General features: G+C 71.4%; 28 protein-coding genes, 2 tRNA genes and 1 pseudogene. 6 read left to right on the top strand and 25 right to left on the bottom strand.

From position 1 onward, the window contains the following. Positions 1 to 98 precede the first annotated feature (98 nt). From ACH5AO_RS05165 to ACH5AO_RS05135, 7 genes are all read right to left on the bottom strand, one after another. On the bottom strand, positions 99 to 482 hold the full coding sequence (locus ACH5AO_RS05165) for a hypothetical protein (protein WP_398921891.1): 384 nt from the start codon (positions 480 to 482) through the stop codon (positions 99 to 101). After that, the gene (locus ACH5AO_RS05160) at positions 479 to 1,414 is read right to left on the bottom strand and encodes a JmjC domain-containing protein (protein ID WP_398921890.1); all 936 of its coding nucleotides are present in this window, start codon (positions 1,412 to 1,414) and stop codon (positions 479 to 481) included. The genes ACH5AO_RS05165 and ACH5AO_RS05160 overlap by 4 nt, the downstream gene beginning before the upstream one ends. 90 nt (positions 1,415 to 1,504) lie before the next feature. Next, positions 1,505 to 1,786: a DUF397 domain-containing protein gene (locus ACH5AO_RS05155; protein WP_398921888.1), complete on the bottom strand. Its 282-nt coding sequence runs from the start codon at positions 1,784 to 1,786 to the stop codon at positions 1,505 to 1,507. Positions 1,787 to 1,978: 192 nt separating this feature from the next. Further along, complete coding sequence (locus ACH5AO_RS05150; RefSeq protein WP_398921886.1) at positions 1,979 to 2,188, bottom strand: hypothetical protein; 210 nt, start codon at positions 2,186 to 2,188, stop codon at positions 1,979 to 1,981. Then, complete coding sequence (locus ACH5AO_RS05145; RefSeq protein ID WP_398921884.1) at positions 2,185 to 2,562, bottom strand: DUF6415 family natural product biosynthesis protein; 378 nt, start codon at positions 2,560 to 2,562, stop codon at positions 2,185 to 2,187. The genes ACH5AO_RS05150 and ACH5AO_RS05145 overlap by 4 nt, the downstream gene beginning before the upstream one ends. Beyond that, positions 2,559 to 2,783, bottom strand: coding sequence for a hypothetical protein (locus tag ACH5AO_RS05140; RefSeq protein WP_398921883.1), 225 nt, complete (start codon positions 2,781 to 2,783; stop codon positions 2,559 to 2,561). The genes ACH5AO_RS05145 and ACH5AO_RS05140 overlap by 4 nt, the downstream gene beginning before the upstream one ends. Before the next feature lie 186 nt (positions 2,784 to 2,969). After that, complete coding sequence (locus tag ACH5AO_RS05135; RefSeq protein WP_398921881.1) at positions 2,970 to 4,154, bottom strand: helix-turn-helix domain-containing protein; 1,185 nt, start codon at positions 4,152 to 4,154, stop codon at positions 2,970 to 2,972. Between the two features lie 121 nt (positions 4,155 to 4,275). Between ACH5AO_RS05135 and ACH5AO_RS05130 the strand changes: the two genes are divergently transcribed. Then, positions 4,276 to 4,824: a flavoprotein gene (locus tag ACH5AO_RS05130; RefSeq protein WP_398921879.1), complete on the top strand. Its 549-nt coding sequence runs from the start codon at positions 4,276 to 4,278 to the stop codon at positions 4,822 to 4,824. Between the two features lie 132 nt (positions 4,825 to 4,956). Here the strand turns inward: ACH5AO_RS05130 and ACH5AO_RS05125 are convergent. Next, positions 4,957 to 5,208: pseudogene (locus ACH5AO_RS05125) on the bottom strand (MBL fold metallo-hydrolase); the annotation flags it as partial. Positions 5,209 to 5,277: 69 nt separating this feature from the next. Then, positions 5,278 to 5,805 (bottom strand): DinB family protein, encoded by a 528-nt coding sequence (locus tag ACH5AO_RS05120; protein ID WP_398921877.1) that lies wholly within the window; start codon positions 5,803 to 5,805, stop codon positions 5,278 to 5,280. 141 nt (positions 5,806 to 5,946) lie between these two features. On the opposite strand from ACH5AO_RS05120, the gene ACH5AO_RS05115 reads away from it, so the two are divergent. Next, on the top strand, positions 5,947 to 6,279 hold the full coding sequence (locus tag ACH5AO_RS05115) for a hypothetical protein (protein ID WP_398921875.1): 333 nt from the start codon (positions 5,947 to 5,949) through the stop codon (positions 6,277 to 6,279). 25 nt (positions 6,280 to 6,304) lie between these two features. On the opposite strand, the gene ACH5AO_RS05110 is transcribed toward ACH5AO_RS05115, so the two are convergent. The 5 genes from ACH5AO_RS05110 to ACH5AO_RS05090 all read right to left on the bottom strand — a co-directional run bounded on the left by ACH5AO_RS05110 (position 6,305) and on the right by ACH5AO_RS05090 (position 8,400). Next, positions 6,305 to 6,646 (bottom strand): DUF5713 family protein, encoded by a 342-nt coding sequence (locus ACH5AO_RS05110; RefSeq protein ID WP_398921873.1) that lies wholly within the window; start codon positions 6,644 to 6,646, stop codon positions 6,305 to 6,307. A 99-nt stretch (positions 6,647 to 6,745) separates the two neighbouring features. Then, positions 6,746 to 7,402: a class I SAM-dependent DNA methyltransferase gene (locus tag ACH5AO_RS05105; RefSeq protein ID WP_398921871.1), complete on the bottom strand. Its 657-nt coding sequence runs from the start codon at positions 7,400 to 7,402 to the stop codon at positions 6,746 to 6,748. Between the two features lie 74 nt (positions 7,403 to 7,476). After that, positions 7,477 to 7,977: a hypothetical protein gene (locus ACH5AO_RS05100; protein WP_398921869.1), complete on the bottom strand. Its 501-nt coding sequence runs from the start codon at positions 7,975 to 7,977 to the stop codon at positions 7,477 to 7,479. 121 nt (positions 7,978 to 8,098) lie between these two features. After that, positions 8,099 to 8,287, bottom strand: coding sequence for a hypothetical protein (locus tag ACH5AO_RS05095; protein ID WP_398921867.1), 189 nt, complete (start codon positions 8,285 to 8,287; stop codon positions 8,099 to 8,101). Beyond that, positions 8,284 to 8,400: a DUF6415 family natural product biosynthesis protein gene (locus ACH5AO_RS05090; protein ID WP_398922015.1), complete on the bottom strand. Its 117-nt coding sequence runs from the start codon at positions 8,398 to 8,400 to the stop codon at positions 8,284 to 8,286. The genes ACH5AO_RS05095 and ACH5AO_RS05090 overlap by 4 nt, the downstream gene beginning before the upstream one ends. Positions 8,401 to 8,504: 104 nt before the next feature. On the opposite strand from ACH5AO_RS05090, the gene ACH5AO_RS05085 reads away from it, so the two are divergent. Together ACH5AO_RS05085 and ACH5AO_RS05080 are read left to right on the top strand one after the other, a co-directional pair. Further along, positions 8,505 to 8,816: a hypothetical protein gene (locus ACH5AO_RS05085; RefSeq protein WP_398921865.1), complete on the top strand. Its 312-nt coding sequence runs from the start codon at positions 8,505 to 8,507 to the stop codon at positions 8,814 to 8,816. A gap of 9 nt (positions 8,817 to 8,825) precedes the next feature. Further along, a complete protein-coding gene (locus tag ACH5AO_RS05080; protein ID WP_398921863.1) occupies positions 8,826 to 9,311 on the top strand; it encodes a hypothetical protein in 486 nt (161 codons plus the stop codon). Positions 9,312 to 9,475: 164 nt separating this feature from the next. On the opposite strand, the gene ACH5AO_RS05075 is transcribed toward ACH5AO_RS05080, so the two are convergent. The 5 genes from ACH5AO_RS05075 to leuS all read right to left on the bottom strand — a co-directional run bounded on the left by ACH5AO_RS05075 (position 9,476) and on the right by leuS (position 18,286). Beyond that, entirely contained in the window at positions 9,476 to 12,043 is a 2,568-nt protein-coding gene (locus ACH5AO_RS05075) for a ComEC/Rec2 family competence protein (RefSeq protein ID WP_398921861.1), read from the bottom strand. Then, positions 12,040 to 13,005, bottom strand: coding sequence for a helix-hairpin-helix domain-containing protein (locus ACH5AO_RS05070; RefSeq protein WP_398922013.1), 966 nt, complete (start codon positions 13,003 to 13,005; stop codon positions 12,040 to 12,042). Before ACH5AO_RS05070 ends, ACH5AO_RS05075 begins: the two co-directional genes overlap by 4 nt. A 535-nt stretch (positions 13,006 to 13,540) precedes the next feature. Next, on the bottom strand, positions 13,541 to 14,386 hold the full coding sequence (locus tag ACH5AO_RS05065) for a DegV family protein (protein ID WP_398921860.1): 846 nt from the start codon (positions 14,384 to 14,386) through the stop codon (positions 13,541 to 13,543). A gap of 83 nt (positions 14,387 to 14,469) precedes the next feature. Then, a complete protein-coding gene (locus ACH5AO_RS05060) occupies positions 14,470 to 15,219 on the bottom strand; it encodes a hypothetical protein (protein ID WP_398921858.1) in 750 nt (249 codons plus the stop codon). A 184-nt stretch (positions 15,220 to 15,403) separates the two neighbouring features. Next, positions 15,404 to 18,286, bottom strand: coding sequence for a leucine--tRNA ligase (gene leuS, locus ACH5AO_RS05055; protein WP_398921856.1), 2,883 nt, complete (start codon positions 18,284 to 18,286; stop codon positions 15,404 to 15,406). A gap of 483 nt (positions 18,287 to 18,769) precedes the next feature. Here leuS and ACH5AO_RS05050 point away from each other — a divergent pair, with 483 nt between their 5' ends. Further along, complete coding sequence (locus ACH5AO_RS05050; protein ID WP_398921854.1) at positions 18,770 to 20,059, top strand: cytochrome b/b6 domain-containing protein; 1,290 nt, start codon at positions 18,770 to 18,772, stop codon at positions 20,057 to 20,059. Next, positions 20,056 to 21,666 carry an NADH-ubiquinone oxidoreductase-F iron-sulfur binding region domain-containing protein gene (locus ACH5AO_RS05045; RefSeq protein ID WP_398921852.1) on the top strand — a complete coding sequence of 537 codons (1,611 nt, stop codon included), beginning with the start codon at positions 20,056 to 20,058 and terminating at the stop codon, positions 21,664 to 21,666. Before ACH5AO_RS05050 ends, ACH5AO_RS05045 begins: the two co-directional genes overlap by 4 nt. Before the next feature lie 153 nt (positions 21,667 to 21,819). Here ACH5AO_RS05045 and ACH5AO_RS05040 read toward each other — a convergent pair. The 6 genes from ACH5AO_RS05040 to rsfS form a co-directional block, all read right to left on the bottom strand. Beyond that, a tRNA-Ala gene (locus ACH5AO_RS05040) sits at positions 21,820 to 21,892 on the bottom strand. A gap of 116 nt (positions 21,893 to 22,008) precedes the next feature. Then, positions 22,009 to 22,242: a hypothetical protein gene (locus ACH5AO_RS05035; protein WP_019523121.1), complete on the bottom strand. Its 234-nt coding sequence runs from the start codon at positions 22,240 to 22,242 to the stop codon at positions 22,009 to 22,011. 3 nt (positions 22,243 to 22,245) lie between these two features. Beyond that, positions 22,246 to 22,419, bottom strand: coding sequence for a hypothetical protein (locus tag ACH5AO_RS05030; RefSeq protein ID WP_398921849.1), 174 nt, complete (start codon positions 22,417 to 22,419; stop codon positions 22,246 to 22,248). A 201-nt stretch (positions 22,420 to 22,620) separates the two neighbouring features. Continuing rightward, a tRNA-Ala gene (locus tag ACH5AO_RS05025) sits at positions 22,621 to 22,693 on the bottom strand. Between the two features lie 132 nt (positions 22,694 to 22,825). Further along, a complete protein-coding gene (locus tag ACH5AO_RS05020; RefSeq protein ID WP_398921847.1) occupies positions 22,826 to 23,494 on the bottom strand; it encodes a histidine phosphatase family protein in 669 nt (222 codons plus the stop codon). After that, positions 23,491 to 23,934: a ribosome silencing factor gene (gene rsfS, locus ACH5AO_RS05015; protein ID WP_398921845.1), complete on the bottom strand. Its 444-nt coding sequence runs from the start codon at positions 23,932 to 23,934 to the stop codon at positions 23,491 to 23,493. Before rsfS ends, ACH5AO_RS05020 begins: the two co-directional genes overlap by 4 nt. Positions 23,935 to 23,973: the final 39 nt, after the last annotated feature.

The raw sequence follows: 23,973 nt of genomic DNA, 5'->3' as shown, positions 1-23,973 counted from the left end.
CCGGCCCGCAGGACGGTGACCGTGCCCGGTGCCGGGCGGGAGAAGGCCCCGCCCGTCCGCCACGGGGGCAACGGACAGGCGGGACCGGTCTGTGAGGGCTACGCGCAGCGCTTGCTCTTCCCGGTGTCGGTGCAGGCGACCAGCACACGGGTCACGAACTGTCCGCGTGCGGACCAGTAGCCGTACCACACGTCCCTGTTGACCCGTTCGCGCAGCCGGGCCCGCGAGTACTCCAGGCGTGTAGTGATGGGGAACGAGGCGGCGTCCACCGGAACATGCTCGTTCAGCTCCTTGTCCAGCCAGGCCACGGCCTCGTCGATCTGCTGTTCGGTGAAGACGCGCAGGCCGGGCCGTCGGTCCAGCCACTGGGCGAGCTCGACCGGTGGGAAGGAAGGCGGGGCGAGGCCCTTGCCGACCTCGCTGTCGGTGTAGCCTTTACCGGTGTACGCAAAGGCGTGCCAGTGGACAAATGCGGCGGTCACGGACGCAGACCGTAGCGCAGGCGAGGGGCCGGCAAGGGCTCCTCGGTCAGGGCCGCACGGCGGAGTGTCGCGGCCATCTCTTCCGTATCCATGGTCAGCAGGGCGCCCACGAGGATCTCGCGGACGTCCTTGACGACTGCCTCGGGACTGTCGAGCAGGCGGGTGGGCGGGATGCCGTCGCGGGCTTCGGTGTCGCCCAGGAGGTGACGGGTGAGGACACCGGCGATCTCCTCGGCGGCCCAGTGCAGGGTGCGCTGTTTGAGGGCGAAGGTCAGGTGCGGGCTGGGCTCGTCGCCGTCCCGGTTGTGCGGGGAGTGCACCCAGCCCCTCGGCAACCAGAGCACGTCTCCGGCGTTCAAGGTGATCTCCTGCGCCGGGGCGGTGGTGGCGAGGTATGCGCGCTCGGAGGGGGTGAAGCCCCGGCGGCGGAAGTTCTCGTACTCCTCCACCGGGTTATCGACGAACGGCTGGTGCAGGGGCCATGTCTTGGAGCCGTGGATCTGGATGACGAGGGTGACGTACGGGTCGAAGTGGTAGCGCAGGCCGTGCTGGCGGGGTGGGGTGAGGTAGGCGTTGAAGTGCGTCTCGTAGCCGGTCTCCCGGGCGACCTCGCGGCGCAGAACCGACAGCGAGGGCTTGATGGTCTGCAGGCGGCGGATGGACAGCGAGCAGCCGTCGTCCAGGTAGCGGCGGACGGCGCCGGGGTCGGGCATGTCGGGGGTGGCGCTGTACTCGCGGTCGTCGACCGTCTCGCCGTCACGGATCAGGCGCACGTTGCGGTTGGGCAGGCAGTCGTGGTCGATGAGCGCGTCGATCTCAGCCATGGTGAGCAGGTCCTCGAAGGCGCGGGCGCCGTGCTGGTAGGTGCGGGGTTCGGTGGGCCAGTCGTCGAGGAGTTCGGCGGCGTCGGGAACCAGGTCGGACAGCGGCATGACGGTGCTCCTGTTCGAGTAGCGTGGTGGGCGCGGCGCCCAGGACCACTGACCGGTCCTGGGCGCCGCGGAGCAGGGGTTGCGTGGGTGTCAGAGGGTCGGATTTCCGGCGATCTCCGGGGTGCCCCTCAGCGTCCGGTAGAAGGCCCTCAGCTCGCCCACGGTGCCGCGCAGCTCGCGGCCGGAGTCCTCCGGCTTGGTGCCGGTGATGGAGTAGCCGCCACCCTTCAGTTCGGCGATACCGAGGCAGGACTCCATGTCGGTGTTGCTGCCGTCGGTGTTGCACATGTAGTCGTACGGGCCGACCAGTTCCCGGCCGTAGAGGCTGGTGCCGGCGGGGCCCGTGCCTCCGCCGCTGGTGTTCGCGGTCATGCGTTTCCCTTCCTGGATGTGGATCGATGCCAGGCCTCTGCTGAGACCCGGCGGGTGGAACCCGTCCCGCCGGAGGCTTGCGGGCCTTCCGGCGGGGCGGGCGTTGGGACCTCTCCCGCCGCGGCTTGCGGTCCGCAACGGGAGGGGCGTTCTGGGGTGCGACCCTGTCCCTGCGGTCGCCATGGGGGTGCGTCAGCTGGGGGTCCGCGCCGGCACCACGGTGGGGACGGGGCCGGTCACGGCCGCCACGGAGTCCGGGCCGGTCCGGTCGTTGTGTGCGCAGTGCGCGTGGATGTTCCAGCCGGGCCCGCTGTCGACTTCCTCGTGCCCGAGGTGGAGGGCGTTGTCCGGCTCCTCGATCGGCTGGCGGCAGGCCCGGCACATCGGGATGGGTGCGGTCACCGCGCGGCCTCGTTCAGCGCCTCGTAGTGGTCGCACAAGGCGTTGAGGGCGCGGGCCAGGCGCCGGGCGTAGCCGGGGGCGCCGCCGAAGCGAGGGGACGGCTGCGTCTCCAGTCGGCTGCGGGCCTCCCACGCGCACCCGAGGACGGTGTAGCGGTAAACGCTGTTCTCCTCCAGCGTGCGGGCCGCTGCCTCCACCTCGGGGACCAGCAGTGCAAGGTGGCCGCGCACGAGGGCGGTCAGTGCCTGGAGCTCGTCGCCGGTGGGCGGCAGCGCTTCGGAGACGGCGTCGGGGTCCAGCAGCCGGTTCACGGTCTCGCGCATCGTGGCGAGGTCGACCGGCGTGGTCCGGGTGTTCGGGCGGGTGGTGGTCACCGGGTCACCGCCCGGCGGGTGCGGTGGCGGGGACACCGGCAGGGCGGGAATTCGAAGGAGCCGGGGGCGAGCGCGGCCGGGTCCTCTTTGAACCCGACGGCAACCACGGTGCCCCGGTCCTCGGTGACGGCCCCCTGCGCGTTCACGGTGTAGACCCGGATCGTCATCTTGACGCCGGGCTTCGGCTTGACGCCAGGCTTCAGTGGGGCTGTAGCGTTCATGGTGTTGACGCTCCTTCTCACGGTTTGAGCGTTGGCCGGCCCCGGAGTCGTTCGCGCGGCTGCCGGGGCACACCGAGCCAGACGACCGCTGGGGCTGCGCTCTGCGTCACTCTGACCCGGTGTGAGTACAGCGTGACCCTGTGAGAAGGGCGGAACGCTCACAGTTCTGTGAGCGTTGTGAGCGTGCTACAGGCCGATCCAGGCCGCCATGTGGTTGAGCGTGTCCGGCGTACGGCGAGCCAAGTGCACCAGTCCAGTGATCGTCTCCCGGGCGGCCGGGTGGTACCGAGTCTGCTCCGGCGCCGCACGGCGCGCTTCCACCAGCGTCTTCAGCGCAGACTCGGTGTGCCCCGTCTCCATCTCGGTGCGTGCCTTGTCGATCAGAAAGTGCGCGCGGCGGGAGACCGCCAGTTGGTGCGGCACCTTGATCCTCCGGGACTGCTTGAGGGCATCGTCGTACTGGCGCATCTCAACAGCGGCGGACATCTCGTGCAGCACCACATTCGTCGGCCCGAAGGACAACCAGTGCACGTTGGAGGCGTCACCGATCCGCTCGGCGATCTTCCGGGCCTCGCCGATGTGTACGGCCACCCCCGAAGGATCCCCCGCGCGCGCCGCGATGACGGACGCCCCCAGATGGAGCTGGCCCCCGACGGCCAACGCCTCCCGGGTGGGCCCGGCCTGGTCGACCACGCTGCGCCCCGCGTCGACCAGGCGCTGGCCGATCCGGTACTCGCCCTCCCGGAAGTACACCAGGGCCCGCATGTACTGGCGGACGGCGGCCAAGCACGGGTCGGAGGCCCGCTGCGCCGCCCAGTCCATCCGGTCCAGCGCGACCGTCGACAGGTCGTAGTAACCGAGCTTCACACTGATGTCGTGCGCGGTGCGGTACGCCGACGCAAGGGCCTGCCATACCTCGGTCGTCGGCATCGACCACGCGGTGTGCGTCAGCTCGGCAATCACATCCGGCAGCTCACGGGCCGCGTTACGCAGGCGCGTGGCGCGTACCTCGGCACACAGGTGGTCGGCAGCGGCGATGAGCCGGTCCGCCGGCCGCGCGCTGATATCCGGGTTGGGGCCGAGGTCGTACAGGTCCAAGGACTCCCGGATAGGTCTCACGAGTTCAGCAAGTCGGTCCCGCTGCAATTCGGTCACATACGGCTGCCCGGTCAACACGGTCACGTCGATGGTCAGGGCCTTCGCACACGCGGCCACGAAGGCGGCTGTCGCCGGGCGAGCACCGCACTCCACCTGATTGAGATAGCTGTACGAGTACGGCAGGAGGTCGGCCATCTGGCGCTGCGTCAGTCTGGCCAGTCTGCGCTGCTCCTTGATGCGCGCGCCCGTGTGGTCGTCGTCCAGTGTTGTCATACTGGCCCCCGTTCCAAGCACCCACTTGGCTTGGGACAGTACTCCCGGCCGAAGGTCCAGGTGTGCCTTTCCGCTCCCGACTCCTCCGTGAGAGAGAGCGGTTGTGTGGTCGGATGGCCGTATGACCACAGCTGACCGTGTGCTGTACCTGTTCGGTTCTGCCGCCCCGCCCGTGTTCGACATTGCTCAGGTGATCCGGGACGCTCAGACCCGCGGTTTCGACGTGTGCCTGGGACTGACCCCGACCGCCGCACGCTGGCTCGCCCCCCAGCAGGCCGAGCTCGAACAGCTCACCGGCCACCCGGTCCGGTCCGATTACAAGCTGCCGGGGGAGCCCGACGTATGGCCGAAGGCGGACGTCATCGCCGTCGCGCCGGCCACCTTCAACACGATGAACGCCTGGGCGCTGGGCATCACCCGTGACTTCGTCGTCGGGGTGGTGGCCGAGGGTATCGGCAAGGGCATCCCGCTCGTGGCGATGCCCTGCGTCAATGCGGCCTACGTGCAGCACCGGCAGTTCGAGCGGAGCGTGACCGAGTTGCGCGACATGGGCGTGCGTGTCCTGTACGGCGAGGACGGGTTCGTACCGAACCAGCCAGGTCAGGGTCGACCGGAGGAGTACCCGTGGCACGCGGTACTTGACGCCGTGGAGGACACCAGCACCCGATAGGCAGTCACGCGAACCGGATGCGGGGGTGCAGCTCGCGCAGCACGTCCACGGTGGGCCAGGCGGGCTGCCCGACGCCCAGACGCCGCAGGTAGGCGTCGATCGCCGCGGTACTCATGCCCTCAGGTCATGCCTTCAGTGTCGCGCCACCCTCAACTCCCTGCTTCCGTTCTCACCGACGGCCACCGCCAGTGCCCCGTCCCGGTCCGTCCGCAGCACCGTCGCTCCCTCGGCGCGCAGGGCGGCGACCGTGCCCAGGGCAGGGTGTCCGTACGTGTTGTCCTTCCCCGTGCTGATCAGTGCCAGGCGGGGGGTCATGCGGCGTATGAGGTCCGGGTCCTGGTACGCCGAGCCGTGGTGGGCGGCCTTGAGGACGTCCACGGCGGCCGGCCGCCCGAAGCCTGTCACGCCACCGGCCAGAGATTCCTGGTCGCCTTCTGACCATGCGAGCACACCTCATGCGCCGGTAACTCCGTCGACCTGCTCGCGAATGAGGTCGGCATGACCGTTGTGACGTGCGTATTCCTCGATCATGTGCACCATGATCCAGCGCAAGGAGACTCCCTGTTCGCCGACGTGCCCCGCTTCCTGTTCGGACAGGCGGCCGGAGTCGTCCAGCGACGCGTCAGTGATCAGCTCACGGCCGCGAGCGACCTCCGTTTGCCACGTGGCCACCGCCTCGTCGAGCCCTCGTTCCGGCTGGAGGGCGAAACCGTCGAGGTTGCTCTCCCCGAAGACCGGCGGCACGTTCTGGCCTGCGAACACACGCTGGAACCAGTTGCGTTCCACCTCAGCCATGTGCTGCACGAGTCCCAGCAGCGTCATCGGCGAGGGGGACGCCACAGCGAGTCGTAATTGATCATCCTTGAGGCCCGAACACTTCAGGGCGAGAGTCGCACGGTGGAAGTCCAGCCAGGCCTCCAGCATGGTCCGCTCACTGGCATGCGCGGGAGGAATCGGCCGTCCGTCTGGTGTCGTATTCATGAGCACACCCTGGCAGCAGCAGCCGTACCTCACGCATGCCTTCGCTGGCGACGAACACCCGTCTCGCCCTCTTGCCACCCATGGCTCGCAAGCAGAGCTTCCTGCAGAAGGAACCACCGGTCGGCGTCTTCACCCAGCCCCATGATCATGGGGCTGGGACGGTTGCGCGTCCGCCCCGACCGCGTGCAGGCCGACAAGGCATACGTCTCCTGCGGAAATCGCGCTCATCTGCGCCGCCGCGGGATCCGCCGCACCATCCCGGACAAGGCCGACCAGGCGCGCAACCGCCGGAAGCCCGGTCCCCACGGCGGCCGGCCGCCGTATTTCGACCCAGCCGACTACCGTGAGCGTCATGCAGTCGAGTGCGGGATCAACCGCCTCAGGAGACATCGCGCCGTCACCACGCGATACGACAAGCTCGCCGTCCTCTATGAGGCGACCGCGCTGATCGCTGCTCTCGACGAACGGCTTTGATCGGAGGTGGTCTTCCCGTCCGCGTTCACCAGTCCCGGCCGGCGGTCAGCTTCTCCGCATCCGCTTCCGCGAACCCGTATACCGACGCGACGAAGCAGAACTCGTCACAGATCCACTCCCGCGCCACCGTCTCGATCCCGCTCCCGGCCGCCATGAACTCGCTGTCCAGCAGGTTGAACTCCTCCGTCGCAGCCTGGGTGAGCGCATACAGGCCCTCCAGGTCCGCCGGATGCTCAGCTTCAATGCGCTCGCACAGCCGTAGCAGGATCGCCTTCCCCTGGTCGACCACATGATCAGGGAAGTACGAGTCGTCGTACATCTGCTGCAGGAAGGCGTGTCCCGCTACCTGCTGGTTTGTGATCGGCATGGCACTTCCCCACTTCCGCCAAAAGCTGACGCGCCGATCATGCACAGCCCCACTGACAACGCCCCCGATGGACGCCAGGGCCGTCTTCATTCGATTGGGTTACCAGGCGTCGACGCTGACGAGCAGGGTCCCGATGTGCCCTTCGGTGGGAGCGTCCAGGACCACGGCCTTGGCCGAGGTGAAACCGGCCCAGATCAGCAGGCGTTCCCAGACGGCGGGCCGGTAGCTGTAGCGGTACGTGAACATCGCCTTTCCCGCGAACCCGCCCTTGTACATGCCCTGGGGTCCGTACGCGCCCGGGATCGCCGGCGGTTGGGAGAACACGAACCGGCCACCGGGATTGAGCCGGGCCCGAACGAGCGGGAACAGCCGGCCCGGGTCGGTGAACCAGGCGGCCCCGAAGACGGAGTACACCGCGTCGTACCGGGCCTCGTCGGCGGCCAGCCACTCCAGGACCTCGCCCTGCTCGATCCGGACACCGAGCGGCGCCCACCGCTCGCCGGCCAGTTGCACCATGCGCGGCGACAGGTCCACGCCTGTTGCCTTGATGCCCTGCTGCGCGAGGTGGGCGAGGGCGCGGCCGGTGCCGCAGCCGATTTCCAGTACGGACTCCGGGACGCCGAGGAGTTCGGGGCCGGGGCCGTGGCCCCGGTACTGCGTCCAGCAGAACGACGGCTCGGCATCCGCGTCGAAGGCGGACGTGGCGAAGGCGTCCCACAGTTCGGTCTCGGCGGCGATGTCGTGCGGTACGGGCACTGCGGATCCTCTGGTCGTGGTGCGGCGGGCCCCTGCCCTCGGCGGCCGCGAGGGCAGGGGCGACTGTAGCGGGCTCAGTGGCTGTCGGGGACCTTGTCGTCGCACGGTGAGCAGTCCGCGCCGTCGATGGCCCACAGCTCTTCGTCGATGGCCCAGCCCTGGCTCTTCAGGAAGTCGCCGGTGCGCAGGCACAGGCCGTCGCTGCGCCGCTCGATGAACGGGGCGTGGTGCTTGAACCGACCGCCGTTGTAGAGGCGGCAGATGCCCCACCAGACGGGTGTGTCGAGGATGAGCTGGTGGACGCCGATGTCGACGAGCTTGCCGACACCGAGGTGCACGTCGGGGTTCTGGATCGACCCCATGACGTACATGATCGCGTTGCCGAGGATCCGTTCGGCCATGTCGCGGACCATGGTGTGGTCCCGAAGCAGCAGGGCGACCTCGCGGTCCCATAGGGGCATGCCGGAGTCGAAGATGTTGACAGTCAGCTCGGTGATGTGCGGTGCGACCGCGTTCAGGAGTTCCTGCGGGTCCCGCGTCGCGGTGATCACGGGCTGGTCGAGAGTGACGGTCATGGACGATCCCTTCTGGGGTGTCGTGTCGTAGGGAACCCGCCCCGGCGGGGGTTTGCGGAGCACCGGCGGGACGAGTGTTTCTGGGGTGCGACCCTGTCCCTGCGGTCGCCATGGGGATGCGTCAGCCTTGAGTCCGTGCCGGCATCACGGCCGCCACGGAGTCCGGGCCGGCCTGGTCGATATGTGCGCGGTGCGCGTGGATGTCCCTGCCGGGCCCGCTGTCGACTTCCTCGTGCCCGAGGTGGACGGCGTCGTCCGGCTCCTCGATCGGCTCGCGGCAGGCCCGGCACATCGGGATGGGTGCGGTCACCGCGCGGCCTCGTTCAGCGCCTCGTAGTGGTCGCACAGGGCGTTGAGGGCGCGGGCCAGGCGCCGGGCGTAACCGGGGGCGCCGCCGAAGCGAGGGGACGGCTGCGTCTCCAGTCGGCTGCGGGCCTCCCACCGAAGCAGACGGCCACGAGCCGTACTGGATCACGTACTTCGACAAGGCGGAACTCGCCGGCGTCACGGGCGGCCGGCTGCTGGACATGGCCCGTGAGGACCCTCGGCACGCGCAGGCCGCCGCCGACAGCATCCGCGGCGCGCTCGCCGACCGGGGCAGCGAGGCAGGCCGCAGCCACGCTCTGGACCTGATCGGCCTGGCCGAGTGCCACTTCCTCCTGGGGGACATGAGTGGAGCCGTCGAACACACTCACCGCGCGGTCGACGCCGCCGCGCGCACACAGTCGAGCCGGGTGCGAACCCAGCTCGGACAGCTGTACCCGTACACGGTGGGCAGATCAGCGTCCCGTACCGTCGGCGAGGCACGGGCAAGGATCCGCGAAGTCCTGTCGACCTGAAGGAGTAACGTGACCACGATCGCCGTGACCGGGCACATGGACCTCACCGACAGCAGCGTGCCCCTGGTACGTGAAGCCCTGCGTGCGACGCTCACGCCGTACGCCGACGGCCTCACCGGGGTGTCGTGCATCGCCAAGGGCTCCGACTCTCTCTTTGCTGAGATCGTCCTCGAGCTGGGTGGACGACTGATCGTCGTCGTCCCGTCCAAGGACTACCGGCAGAACAAGGTCCGACCTGACCATGCCGCCGCCTTCGACCGTCTCAGGGACGCCGCTGACGAGGTCGTCGTCCTCGATCACGAGACGGCCAACCGGTCGGCGTACGAGGATGCCAACCGGACCCTGCTGAAGCGAGCCGACCGTCTCGTCGCCGTCTGGAACGGTGAGCCTCCGAGCGGCAAGGGCGGCGGCAGCGCGGACACCGTGCTGGAAGCCCGGGAGGCCGGCCTGCCCGTCGACGTCGTATGGCCGGACGGAGCGGCCCGACAGGGCTGACAGGGCAGCCGGCCCCGGCGCTCGGTCATGCGCTCTCGTGCACAAGCGAAGACACGGCAGGACCGCCCGTATCACCCGTGGGCGGGCGGGCCTGAGTGCCCAGGGCCGCGGAGCCGTTCGTCACCGTGGCGACGACGGCCTTCCACATGCTGCTGATCTTCGCCTCACTGTCGCGCCACTCGTACCTCCCTCCTTCCGGCCGCCGCGCTCCCGACCTCCCCGGCGAGCACCGCGATCGCGCCCCCGTGGTCCGTCCGCAGCACCGTCGCTCCCCCGGCGCGCAGGGCTGCGACCGTACCCGGGGCCGGGTGTCCGTACGTGTTGTCCTCCCCCGTGCTGATCAGTGCCAGGCGGGGGGCCGTGCGGTGTATGAGGTCCGGGTCCTGGTACGCGGAGCCGTGGTGGGCGACCTTGAGAACGTCCACGGCGGTCAGCCGGTGCGCCGCGGGTGATCTCGCCAGGGCCCGTTGGGACGGGGGTTCCAGGTCTCCGAGGAGCAGCAGGCGCAGGCCGGCCGTGCGGACCAGCATGGCGACGCTGGCGTCGTTCGGGCCTTCCGGTGCGGAGTGGGCGCCCGGTGGGGGCCACACCACCTCCCAGGACAGTTCTCCCGTGCGCCGTGCCTCGCCTGCCGCCGCGTGTGTCACCGGGATGTGGTGGGTGGCGGCGAGTCTTCGGACGAACGCGGCCTGGTCGGCGGGTTCTTCGAAGGACGTCGTCTCGATGGCGCCGACCGCGCGTCCGCGCAGGACGCCGGGCAGGCCCGCCACGTGGTCGGCGTGGAAGTGGGTCAGGACGACGAGGGGGACGCTGGTGATGCCGAGGGAGCGCAGGCAGTGGTCGACGAGGGTGGGGTCGGGGCCGGTGTCCACGACCACGCCGGTGTGGTCGCCCGCCGCCAGGACCAGCGCGTCGCCCTGGCCGACGTCGCACATCACCATCCGCCAGCCCGGCGGGGGCCAGCCCGTGATCGCCCGGGTGAGGGGGCGTGGCTGTATCACCACCAGTGCCAGCAGGAGTGCGCAGGCGGCGCACCACCAGGGGTGTCCCAGCAGGCGGCGGCCCACGAGCAGTGCCGCCAGGGTGAGGGCGCCGAGTGCCGCCGCGCCGGCCCAGCTGCCGGGCCAGTCCACTCCCGCGCCGGGCAGCGCGGCGCCCGTTCTGGCGACCTGTGCGATCCACTCCGCGGGCCAGCTCGCGCACCAGGCCAGTGCCTTCGCCGCCGGCATCGCCACCGGTGCGGTGACCAGGGCCAGGAAGCCCAGCACCGTGGCCGGTGCGAGCGCGGCCTCCGCGAGCAGGTTGCAGGGGATCGCCACCAGGCTGACCCGCGCCGCCAGCACGGCGACCACCGGCGCGCACACCGCCTGCGCGGCGCCCGCGGCGGCCAGCGCCTCCGCGAGGCGGGGCGGCACACCGCGCCGCCGCAGTCCCGCGCTCCAGCGGGGCGCGAGGGTGAGCAGCGCGCCGGTGGCCAGCACGGAGAGCAGGAAGCCGGGGCTGCGGGCCAGCCAGGGGTCGTAGAGCACCAGGAGCAGGACCGCCGTCGCCAGCGCCGGGATCAGTGATCTGCGGCGGCCGGTGGCGAGCGCGAGCAGGGCGACGGAGCCGCAGGCGGCGGCCCGCAGCACGCTGGGGTCGGGCCGGCACACGACGACGAAGGCGAGGGAGAGCGTCGCGCCGAGGAGTGCGGTGGTCCGCAGGGGGATGCCGAGGCGGGGTGCGAGTCCGCGCCGCTCGGCCCGCTGCGCCAGGCCGGGCGGGCCGAGGAGCAGGGCGAGGAGGATGGTGAAGTTGGCGCCGGATACGGCGAGCGTGTGGGTGAGGTCGGTCTCCCGGAACGCCTCGTCCAGTTCGGGGGTGATCCTCGCGGTGTCGCCCACGACCAGGCCGGGCAGCAGCGCCCGGGCGTCCGCCGGCAGTCCGGCGGTCGCCTCCCGCAGTCCGGCCCGCAGCCGTCCCGCCAGCCGCTGCGGGCCCGACGGCCGGCCCACGGTCTCGGGGCCGTCGCGGCCCTTCACCCGCAGTACGGCGGCGAACCGGTCGCCGCCCGCCCTCGCCGGGGCGAGCCGTGCCTCGACGCGGAGGCGGGTGGAGGGCAGGAGGGTGAGCCAAGGGGAGCGGTTCGCGGCGTCCGGTGCGGTGCGTCCGGAGGGGCCCGGGTCGACGATCAGCAGGACGGGCGCGCGGGTCGTCTCCGCCGTGCCGCCGGCGCGCTCCACCCGTCGTACGTCGGCCTCGATCAGTACGGAGGTGGGGGCCATGCGGTTGCCGCTGACCCTGGGCCGGGTGAGCCGGGGGTCGGTGGTGATCTCGACCTCGGCGGTCACCGGGGCGTACTCCCGCGCCAGTGCGGGCACGGGGCCCCGTCGCAGGTCCGCGCCGTGCAGTCCCGCCGATCCGGCGGCCGCGGCGACGCAGAGCAGTGCGGCGGCGGTGGCGTGGGCGGTGACCCGTCCGCGTCCGGTCAGGCGGTTGCGCGCCAGGAGGAGGGCGCCGGCCGTCAGCAGGGAGGCGATCACCGTGCCCGCCACCCGGCCGGGCGGGGCGTGCAGCAGCACGGCGGCCGTGGCCCAGGCGGCCAGGGCGGGCGGGACCAGCCGCAGGTCCGTCGGTCCCTCCTGCCTCGGGTGCGCGGCGCCGAGCCGCTTCCCGGAGGCGGCGTGGACGTGCTGCCGGGCAGTGGGCCGCGGGGGCGGTGGTGCCGCCGTGTCCGCCGGTTCGGTCCTCATGGCCGTACGAGGTTCCGCAGCTCCGCGAAACGGCGGTCGCCGATGCCGTTCACCTCGCGGAGTTCGTCCACCGAGCGGAAACCGCCGTTGCGGGTGCGGTGGTCGACGATGTGCTGGGCCAGCACGGGGCCTACTCCGGGGAGAGCGTCGAGCTGGTCGAGGGTGGCGGTGCTGAGGGACACCGGGGCGGTGGGGCCGGCTCCCACCGCCGTACCCGTACCGCTGCCGGGGGCTGCCGCGGCCGGTGCCGGGCCCCCTACGACCACCTGCTCGCCGTCGACGAGGAAACGGGCGCGGTTCAGGGTGTCGGTCCTGGTGCCGGGCCGTACTCCGCCGGCCGCCCGCAGCGCGTCCTCGACGCGTGAACCGGCGGGCAGGCGGTGGATTCCCGGGTTCCGCACCTTGCCGCTGACGTCGACCACGATCTCGGTCCCCGCCGGGCCCGGGCCGCCGGGCTTCACCGCACCGTCCGGCGCGGCCTCCCCCTTCGCCGCGTCCCTGACGTGCTCCCCGTGCGGGACCGCCGCCGCCCGCACCACCTCCGGTGCCCGTACCGGCTGGGTCCGCCCGGTCCAGAAGTGCTGTACGGCGAACCCCACGGCGACCACGAGCAGCGCCGACAGCGCGACCACGCTCCGCCGCTCCATCCCGCACCGCGTCTGCACCCACAACGGCAGACGCTCCCGCAGCGCGAGCCCGGCCCTCTCCCGCAGCCGCCCCCGCTCGGACCCGCCGGGTTCCTCCGGATCCGCGGCACCGCCCTCGTCGTCCATCGCGACCGCACCGCCACCGGGTCCCGCCACGAGAGGCCCCGCAGCCTCCGTACGCCCCTGTCCCTGTGCGGCCTGCCGGTCCACAACCGCGCGGCCCGGGCCGGCCGGCCGGCCCGGAGCCGGCGACCGGCCCGCGCCCGCCGACGAGCTCCCAAATTCCGGCCGATCCGCATCCGCCGGTCGGTCCATGTTCCCCGCGCGCTCCACGGCCGTCGTACGCTCCACGGCCGCCGCCCACTCCTCGATGCCCGCACGTTCCACGGTCGCCGAGCGTCCCGGGGCCGACGCGCGATCCGCAGCCGTCCCGCCGTCCGTGCCTCCGAGACGGTCCACAGCCGCCTGCCGGTCCACAGCCTCCGAGGAGTCGGACCGCCTGATGCGGCGGGTGCCGGTCAGGGCCCAGGCCGGTGGGCGCCTGGTGTGCGCGCAGTGGTCGTCGCCGTCGAAGAGTGACTCCGCCCGGCGGCGGAGTTCCTCCGCCGCCGCTCGGCGGTCCGGGCGCGGGGCCCGGCCGCGGGGTCCGGTCGGCCGGCGGTGGCGGGCGCGGCCGTCGGAGGCGGGCGGGCGGCCCGGGCCGCTGGTCGCTGTCCCTGTGCGTGAGCGTGATCGAAGTGCCATGCGAGGAGGATCCGGCAGATCACCCCACCCGCGATGATCTTGCTTGTTTTCCGGGGATTACCGACCGGTTGTGGACAACTCCGTCACCCGTACGAGCGCACCGGCCTCACCGGGCCGAGACCACGACCCCCAGCAGTCCGGGCCCCGTGTGCGCCCCGATCACCGCGCCCACCTCGCTGACGTGCAGGTCGGCCAGGCCCGGCAGCCGGGTCCGCAGCCGGTCCGCGAGGGCCGACGCGCGCTCCTGCGCGGCGAGGTGGTGGACGGCGACGTCGACCTCCGCACCGCCCGCCCGCTCGGCCGCGATCTCCTCCAGGCGGGCGATCGCCTTCGACGCCGTGCGTACCTTCTCCAGCGGTTCGATGCGGCCGCCCGCCAGCTGCAGCAGCGGCTTGACCGCGAGGGCCGAGCCCAGCAGGGCCTGCGCGGCGCCGATCCGGCCGCCCCTGCGCAGATAGTCGAGCGTGTCGACGTAGAAGTAGGCGGACGTGTCCGCCGCCCGCTTCTCCGCGGCCGTGACCGCCTCGTCCACCGTGCCGCCCGCCTCCGCGGTCTCCGCCGCCGTCAGCGCGCAGAACCCGAGCGCCATCGCGATCATGCCGGTGTCCACGACCCGTACCGGCACGGGCGCCTCGCGGGCGGCGACGACCGCCGCGTCGTAGGTGCCGGAGAGCTCGGCGGAGAGGTGGAGGGAGACGATGCCGGTGGCACCGTACTCGGCGGCCCTGCGGTAGGTCTCGGCGAACACCTCGGGGCCGGGCCGCGAGGTCGTGACCGGGCGCCGCTTCTGCAAAGCCTGGGCGAGGGAGCGGGTGGAGATCTCGGTGCCCTCTTCGAGCGCGCGGTCGCCGAGGACCACGGTCAGGGGGACCGCCGTGATGCGGTGCCGCTCCATCGTCCGGGTCGGCAGGTAGGCCGTTGAATCGGTGACGATCGCGACATGGCGGGACATGAGCTGGAGGTTACCTGCCGTGGTGCCCGTGCGGCAGCCCGGCCTCGCGGGGCGGGTTCGACGGTGGCCGGATCAGGGGGTGCTCACGTGGTGCTCTCGGGGCGGGGCTTCTTCTGCCAGGGGTAGGCGGGGCGCGGTGCCGGCGGGGTGATGGCGGGCCGGGCGGGCCGCTGCTCCCGTTCCTCCGCCGGGGCGGGTTCCGGGGTGTTCTGCCGGGTCCGGCCGGCCGTCGGGGCGGCGTCGGCGGCAGGGGCCTCGGGCCAGGGCGGGGGCGCCGGGTGCCGCTCCGTGGTGGTCCAGTGGCGCAGCGCCCCGGCCTCCATGTCGATCTGCTCGCTCAGCGAGTCCAGGTCGTCGGAGGCGAAGCGGCCGGCGCGGTCGCGGGCCGCCCAGCGCAGGGAGTCCGCGGAGCTGGTGATGCGCTCGGTACGCTCGCGCAGCTCGGGCAGCCGGGCGGCGAGGGTGGCGCGGTCCGGTTCGGACTCCAGGCGCCTGAGTTCACCGTCCAGTTCGTGGCCGTGCGCGCTGAGCCGCTGGAAGAGGCCGAGGGACTCCTTGAGGGACTCGTCCTCGGCGACGGCGGCCTCCAGCGCGTCCTGGGTGGCCCGCATGGAGGTGCGCAGCCCCAACCGGAGCTGGGCGATCTCGCCGGCCGGGCCGGGCTGCGCGAAGGCCTTGGCCCTCAGGGTGTGGTCCTCGACCGTACGGCGGGCCTGGGTGATGTGGCGGTCCGCGCTGCGCTTGGCGGCGCCGACGACCTTCACCGTGGCGTAGGCGCCGAGCACGACGAAGAGCACGAAGAGCAGGGCCACCACTGCGAACACCGCTTCCACGAAGCTCCTCCTCCGGACCCTCTGGCCTGTCCCGGCGCGCTTCGCGCCGCTCTTCCACGGTAAACGCGGCGGGCAGGTCCGGAGTTCCTGAAAAACCCCGAACCTGCCCGTAGGGGACCACCCGGATCACCGGGTGCCCTGAAGTCCGTCCGGCGAATCACGCCGGCCGGGCCCGCCGCTCACGTCACGCCGGGACGATGTTCACCAGCTTCGGCGCCCGGACGATCACCTTGCGGATCCCGGCGCCGTCCAGCGCCGCGACGACCCGCTCGTCGGCCAGCGCGACCTTCTCCAGCTCGTCCTCGGCGATGCCCGGGGGCACCTCCAGCCGCGCCTTGACCTTGCCCTTGATCTGCACGACGCAGGTGACGGTCTCGTCGACCACGTACGCCGGGTCGGCCACCGGGAAGTCCTGGTGCACCACCGAGTCCGTGTGCCCCAGCTTGCGCCACAGCTCCTCGGCGATGTGCGGGGCCAGCGGGGCGACCAGCAGCACCAAGGGCTCCGCGACGGAGCGCGGCAGCGCGCCGCCCCGCTTGGTCAGGTGGTTGTTCAGCTCGGTGACCTTGGCGATGGCGGTGTTGAAGCGCATGCCCTCCAGGTCGCCGCGCACGCCGTCGATCGCCTTGTGCAGGGCGCGCAGGGTGTCCTCGTCGACGTCACCGTCGTCGACGACGGTCACCTCGCCGCTCGCCTCGTCGACGATGTTGCGCCACAACCGCTGCAGCAGCCGGAACTGACCGACCACCGCGCGGGTGTCCCACGGCCGGGACACGTCCAGCGGGCCCATGGCCATCTCGTACAGGCGCAGCGTGTCGGCCCCGTACTCGGCGCAGATCTCGTCCGGGGTGACGGCGTTCTTCAGGGACTTGCCCATCTTGCCCAGCAGCCGGGAGACCCGCTCGCCCTGGTACCAGTAGCCGCCGTCGCGCTCCTCCACCTCGGCGGCCGGTACGGCGATGCCCCGGCTGTCGCGGTAGACGTAGGCCTGGATCATGCCCTGGTTGAACAGCTTGTGGAACGGCTCCGCCGACGACACGTGCCCCAGGTCGTACAGCACCTTGGACCAGAAGCGGGCGTACAGCAGGTGCAGCACGGCGTGTTCGGCACCGCCGACGTACAGGTCGACGCCGCCGTGCGGCATGCCCTCGCGCGGGCCCATCCAGTACTGCTCGACGGCCGGGTCGACCAGCTTCTCGCTGTTGTGCGGGTCCAGGTAGCGCAGCTCGTACCAGCAGGAACCGGCCCAGTTGGGCATGGTGTTGGTCTCGCGGCGGTAGGGGCGCGGACCGCGGCCGTCGCCCAGGTCCAGGGTGACGTTGACCCAGTCCTCGTTGCGCGACAGCGGCGTCTCGGGCTGGGTGTCGGCGTCGTCCGGGTCGAAGGTGCGCGGGCTGTAGTCCTCGACCTCGGGCAGCTCCAGCGGCAGCATCGACTCGGGCAGCGCGTGGGCGACGCCGTCCTCGTCGTAGACGATCGGGAAGGGCTCGCCCCAGTAGCGCTGCCGGCTGAACAGCCAGTCGCGCAGGCGGAAGTTGACGGTGCCCTCGCCGTGGCCCGTGCGCTCCAGCCACTCGATGATGCGCGTCTTGGCCTCGGCGACGCCCAGGCCGTCCAGAGAGACCTGGTCGTTCGAGGAGGCGATGATCTTCGCGTCGTACGAGGAGAAGGCGTTCTCCCACGTGGAGGTGTCGGTGCCGCGGCCGTCGGTCGGCTCGACGATGCAGCGGATCGGCAGCTCGAAGGCGCGCGCGAACTCGAAGTCGCGCTGGTCGCCCGCCGGGACGGCCATGATCGCGCCGGTGCCGTAGCCCATCAGGACGTAGTCGGCGATGAAGACGGGGACCTGCTCGCCGTTGACCGGGTTGGTGGCGTACGCGCCGATGAAGACGCCGGTCTTGTCCTTGGCCTCGGCCTGCCGCTCGACGTCGGACTTGGCGGCGGCCTGCGCGCGGTAGGCGGCGACGGCCTCCGCGGGCGTGGCGTGCCCGCCGGTCCACACCGCGTGGGTGCCCTCGGGCCACTCCTGGGGCGTGAACTTCTCGACCAGCGGGTGCTCGGGCGCCAGCACCATGTAGGTCGCGCCGAACAGGGTGTCGGGGCGGGTGGTGAAGACGGTGATGTTCTCGCCGTCGATCGGGAAGTCGACGCGGGCGCCCTCGGAGCGGCCGATCCAGTTGCGCTGCTGCAGCTTGATGGCCTCGGGCCAGTCCAGGGCGTCCAGGTCGTCCAGCAGGCGGTCCGCGTAAGCGGTGATGCGCATGTTCCACTGGCGCAGCTTGGCCTTGAAGACGGGGAAGTTGCCGCGCTCGGAGCGGCCCTCGGCGGTGACCTCCTCATTGGCCAGCACGGTGCCCAGGCCGGGGCACCAGTTGACCGGCGCGTCGGAGGCGTAGGCCAGGCGGTACCCGCCCAGGACGTCGGCGCGCTCGGCCTCGGTCAACTCGCTCCAGGGGCGGCCGCCGGGGACGGCGCGCTCACCGGACGCGAACTTCTCGACCAGCTCGGAGATCGGGCGGGCCCGCTTCGCCTCGTCGTCGTACCAGGAGTTGAAGATCTGCAGGAAGATCCACTGGGTCCACTTGTAGTACTCGGGGTCGATCGTGGCGAACGAGCGGCGCTTGTCGTGGCCCAGGCCCAGCCGGCGCAGCTGGGACTTCATGTTCTCCATGTTGGCCTCGGTCGACACGCGCGGGTGCGTGCCGGTCTGCACCGCGTACTGCTCGGCGGGCAGGCCGAAGGCGTCGAAGCCCAGGGTGTGCAGGACGTTGTGCCCGGTCATGCGCTGGAAGCGGGCGAAGACGTCGGTGGCGATGTAGCCCAGGGGGTGCCCGACGTGCAGGCCGGCACCGGAGGGGTACGGGAACATGTCCATGATGAACTTCTTGGGCCGGGCGGCCGTCTCCGGATCACCCGACAGGTCGCCGCTCGGGTTGGGCGCGGCATAGGTGCCCTCGGTGTCCCAGAAGTCCTGCCAGCGTGCCTCGATCTCGGCCGCCAGGGCGGCCGTGTAGCGGTGCGGCGCGGCCTCCGCGGCTGCGGTGGCAGCGGGGTTCGTCTCGCTCATGATCCTCAATGCTCCATCGATCGTCTCTGCCTGCTGCTGCGAACTTCCCGGAAATGAAAAATCCCCTCGCACAGGAGGGGACGCCGCGCCGATTCCGGCCTGCCGGTGACCGGCGGTCGGGACTGATCAGCGCGGCTCGCTAAGCAGAAGGCGTACGGCACGCATGGCGCCAGGGTACCGCAGCCGCCGATCCGGTCGCGACGCGCTTCCGCGGCGCATTGACTCAAGGTCAAGGATTACTTCGCGTAACGACCGCTAAGGGACATCACAGCGGTCTGACCGTCCTTTGATAACAGCGCAATAACTCAAACCTCGTACTCATCGGTATGACGAGCCTTAGAGTTCGGCAGCGGGACCGCTTTACCGAACCTTCGGAGTTGCCCCCATGAACCCTCGCCCAGACAGCAGCCCACCCCCCGCTCGGGGCCGGTCGGCTGCGGCTCCGTCGTACCCGCTCCGCGCCGTGGCGCCGGGAGGCAGGTCGTGAGGCCGGACGACAGCACGGCGGACGACTGGTTCGCCGAGTTCCTCAACTTCGGCGTGGGTGTCCTGTCACTCGTCTGCCTCAGCTGCTCGGTGATCTGGGGGCTCGTCGCCCAGGACCGGATCCTGCTGGGTCCCCGCCAGCGGATCCTGGCGCAGGCGGTGCACCGGACCACCGCGGTCGCCTCGATCGTCTTCCTGCTGGTGCACATCGGCATCAAGCTGGTCCTGGACCACACCACGTGGATCGCCGCGGTCGTCCCCTTCGGGCTGGCCCTCACGGACGACGAGGCCGTCGCCGGCCGGTCCTTCCTCATCGGGCTCGGCACCCTCGCCGGCCTGCTGATGATCTTCGTGGGGATCACCGGTGTGCTGCGCAATCGATTCGCCTCCCCGGCACCGGTCGCGGCCCGCTGGCGGGCGATGCACATGCTGGCCTACCCGGCCTGGTGCGCCGCGCTGATCCACGGCCTCTACGCGGGTCGAGCGGCAAAGCCGATCTTCCTGATCCTCTACGGGCTGTCCCTGGTCGGCGTCCTGGCGGCCCTCGTGGTGCGTGCCTCCCCGCCCCGCGTCAAGCGCAGAATCGCCGACCGGATCACCGCGCTGCTCGGCATCGACGCCGGCCGGCAGCAGAACCGCGAGGAACGGCTGGAGGAGAGCAGGTCCCGGGCGGCCGGGTCCCCCCTGCCGGGATACGACGGCGGACGCGACTCCGCGCGGGGCGACGGGCGCCCGCGCGGGGACGGCGACCGGCGGGGCGGTCGCCCGCGCGAGGAGCGCCCGCTGTACGAGACCGCCGAACGCGTCCCCGCCCCGGAACCGGCGAACGGCTTCGCGGCCGCCTACCGCGCGGTGTCGGCGCCCGGCCGGCCACCGGCCGGGCAGACGCCCCTCACCGACGCGACCGCCCGCATGGACCTGCCGCTGGACATGCAGCCCACGGAGGCCGTCCCGCGCGTGGACGGCCCCTCCAGCACCTCGGGCAACTGGCCGATCCCGTCCCCTCCACCGGTCGGTGAGGCCCCGCCGTCGGCGTACGACCCGCTTCAGGACACCGGATACACCATCCCGGCCTATGACAATTCGGCCGCCTCCGGCTTCGGTTCGAGTGATGTGTACGACACCGGTGAGACGAACGGCCTCTACTCCACGTACAACCCGAATGACACGTACAACAGCGGTCCCGCCAATGCACCACTCCCCGGTGCGTCGCCCTCGTCGTCCTACGACTTCGACGCACCGGGTTCGGGCGAACCTTGGAACACTCCGTCCGGAGGCTATAAGTGAACGAGGCCCTGCCCGACGTACCCGAAGTCCGCGTGGTCGGGCTTCCCCAGCTCACGTCGGGCTTCGACCTTGTCGACCGGCTCGACCTGCCCATGCACCTCAAGGTGCACGGGCCGCTCGAACCCCTGGGCGGTGAGCAGCTCGCACAGCTCGCCGAACGCATCAACCTCAGGGGGCGCGGCGGCGCGGGGTTCCCCTTCCACAAGAAGCTGCGCTCGGTCGCCGAGTCGGCGATCAAGCGCGGCGTGAGGCCGGTCGTCGTCGTCAACGGCAGCGAGGACGAGCCGGCCTGCCGCAAGGACACGGTGCTGATCAACCGTGCCCCTCATCTCATCCTGGACGGCGCGCTGCTGTGCGCCGAGGCCATGGGCGCCCGCACGCTCGTGGTGGGGGTCACCCGGGAGTCCACCCAGCGCTCCATGGAGGCCGCGCTCGCCGAACGCGGCCTGAACAACGGGCGCCGCTCCGCGCTGCGCGCCCGCGTGCAGCGCAACCCGGTCCGCATGGTCACGGGCGCGGCGGCCTCCCTGATCCGCTCCATCGACGGCGGCCCGGCCATCCCGCCGGGCCGCAAGGTCAGCGCCTCGAAGAACGGCGTCGGCGGCGCGCCTACGCTGCTGTCGAACGCCGAGACGTTCGCCCAGCTCGCCATCGCCGCCCGCATCGGCCCGGAGCGCTACGGCAACACCGGCCTGTACGACGAGCCGGGCACCGTGATGCTCACGGTGTCGGGGGCGGTGGCCCGCCCCATGGTGATCGAGGCACCGACGGGTGTCCCGCTGCGCTACATCCTCCAGCTCGCCGGGGCTCCCCCGGTGCCGCAGGGGGTGCTGACGGGCGGCTACCACGGCAAGTGGATCGACGCGGCGACCGTCAACGAGGCGATCGTCTCCCGCAACTCCCTGGACGCGGTGGGCGGTGCGCTCGGCGCCGGGGCGATCCTGCCGATCAGTCAGGACACCTGCCCGCTGGGCGAGTCGCTGATGGTGGCGAAGTGGCTGGCGGAGGAGAGCGCCGGCCAGTGCGGTCCCTGCTACCTGGGGTTGCCGGCCGCCGCGCGCGGTCTGGAGGACATCCTGAACGGCGGCGGTCCGGCCGCCCTGGAGGCGGTCAAGCAGGTCGCCAAGAACGTGAAGCGGCGCGGGGCGTGTTCGCACCCGGACGGCTCCGCGATGTTCCTGGAGTCGACCCTCAAGGCGTTCACCGACGACCTCGCCGCGCATGTCCTCGGCAACGGCTGCGGACGGCCCGTGGCGGGCGTCCTGCCGCTCTTCGAGGGGGGCAGGGCCCCTACGGGCATCCCGGGCGGCGGGGGCGAGGAGAACGAGCCGAGCCGCCAGAAGATCTACGTCGACTGGACGCTGTGCCGGGGCCACGGCCTGTGCGCGGACATCCTCCCGGAGGTCTTCCAGCTCGGCGCGGACGGTTTCCCGACGGTGGCTCAGGCCCAGGTGCCGCGTTTCGCGGAGGCGAAGGCGCTGCGGGCGGTGCGCCGCTGCCCGGCACTGGCCCTGCGCATCGAGGACGAGTCGCCCCAGGCGAAGGCGCCGTCGCGCAATCTGCCGGTGCTCTCGCAGGGGCGCGGCCGGCGCGCCCTGGGACGCTGAGGGCGCGTCCTCACCGGCGGTGAGGGCGCGCCCCGCGAGAACAGACCCCACGAACGGACCCCGCGGGGGACAGACCCAACAGGAACAGGCCCGGCGAGGACGGAAACCACAGAGGGCGGACCATCCATTCGGATGATCCGCCCTCTACTTCTGTGGAGCTAAGGAGAATTGAACTCCTGACCTCCTGCATGCCATGCAGGCGCTCTACCAACTGAGCTATAGCCCCTTGCTTTGGTCCGCCCGGTTTCCCCGGCGGCAGAGCCAACATTACACGGTCGACCCCGGCCAACACCAAATCGGTTTCGCTTCACTCACCTATGTCCGGAATTGCCCTACCGAGGGCTATGCGGTCACGAACGAATAGAAGCGCTTGAGCGTGCAGTGCTCCTCCAGCAGCCGGCCGTAGATCGGCTCCCCCTCGAGTTCGCGGTACGTCTCGATGGGGTCGCCTTTTATGATCAGCGCCCGCGCGCATTCCTCGCACCAGTACTGGTAGTCGGGGTTGAGCGGTTCCATGTCCCGGACGATCGGCGTCCCGCTGCCGCACCAGTCGCACTTCCGCCTGTGTGCACCCATCGGTCAGCTCCGGCTGTGGCCGCGGGCCGTGCACGCGCGGGAGACCCCGCCGTTGCCGCCGGGCACCTGGGCGACGTGCGCGAAAACGCGGGAGGGACAACCGAGGCGGGTCGGGGTCCGTCGCGTCGACACCGCTCCGAGGAGGTGGTCGACCTCCTCGAGGATGCTCGCAGGCATCACAACTCCCTCCCGTCGGGCCGCGCCCCCTTCCGGCCGTTTGATTCTGCCACGGCCGGGCCGACACGGTCAGCGACGCCGTGGTACCGGTCGGGACACGGCTCGACTCCTCGCAGAGGTGTACGTGTACCAGGACCGTTCTGCTCACCGGCGGACAACGAAAGATCCCACCTCCCTGAGGGAGGCGGGATCTTCGTCACGTGGAGCTAAGGAGAATTGAACTCCTGACCTCCTGCATGCCATGCAGGCGCTCTACCAACTGAGCTATAGCCCCTGGCTGCCACACGAGGTGACTTCCCGGTGTTCCGTCCCGCTCGGCGGGGCGAACAAGAAGAACTCTAGCCTGTGACCTGCCGGAAAGTGAAATCCGGGTCCCGGGGTGCCCCGGGGCCGGATCGCAGCACTCTCAGTCGTCGTCGCCGAGCACCGGTTCCGGCAGGGTGCCGGCGTTGTGCTCGAGCAGCCGCCAGCCCCGGGCGCCCTCGCCGAGGACGGACCAGCAGCAGTTGGTGAGACCGCCCAGGCTCTCCCAGTTGTGCGGGGCCAGTCCGAGCAGCCGGCCGATGGTGGTGCGGATGGTGCCGCCGTGGCTGACCACGACGAGCGTGCCGTCCTCCGGGAGCTTCTCGACGTGCCGCAGCACCACGGGGGCGGCGCGGTCGGCGACCTCGGTCTCCAGTTCGCCCCCGCCCCGGCGGACCGGCTCACCGCGCTTCCACGCGGTGTACTCGTCGCCGTACCTGGCGATGATCTCGTCGTGCGTCAGGCCCTGCCAGACGCCCGCGTAGGTCTCCCGCAGGGCCGCGTCGAGGGTGACCTCCAGGCCGGTGAGCGCGGCGAGCTCGGCGGCGGTGGCCGCGGCCCGCTTCAGGTCGGAGGCGACGATCGCGTCGGGCTTGAGCCCCGCGAGGAGGCGGGCGGACCGGCGGGCCTGGGCGACGCCGGTCTCGGTGAGGTCCACGTCCGTGGAGCCCTGGAAGCGGCGCTCCACGTTCCAGGACGTCTGGCCGTGCCGCCACAGGATGACGCGACGGCCCCGGCGCGCGGACCCGCTCACCTCACCGGTGGCGCTCACCACTCACCGCCGGGCTGCGCGGCCTCCTCGGCCTCCTGGAGCCTGGCGTGCTCGGCGGCCTTGCCGCGGGTGGCCCGGGCGTCCTCGGGCAGCTCCAGCTCGGGGCAGTCCTTCCACAGCCGCTCAAGGGCGTAGAAGACGCGCTCCTCGCTGTGCTGGACGTGGACGACGATGTCGACGTAGTCGAGCAGCACCCAGCGGGCCTCGCGGTCGCCCTCGCGGCGGACCGGCTTGGCGCCGAGCTCCTTGCTGAGCCGCTCCTCGATCTCGTCGACGATGGACTTGACCTGGCGGTCGTTGGGCGCGGAGGCCAGCAGGAAGGCGTCGGTGATGGACAGCACGTCACTGACGTCGTAGGCGACGATGTCGTGCGCGAGCTTGTCGGCGGCCGCCTGGGCGGCGGTGGTGACGAGCTCGAGGGAACGGTCGGTTGCGGTCACTGCGAGGCTTTCGGTCGGTGGACACTTGCTGTCAAGGGT

Source organism: Streptomyces sp. NPDC018964, assembly GCF_044390325.1.
Classification (GTDB): Bacteria; Actinomycetota; Actinomycetes; order Streptomycetales; family Streptomycetaceae; genus Streptomyces.
Note: the sequence above shows the minus strand (reverse complement) of the source record. Positions and strands in the feature narration are given on the sequence as shown.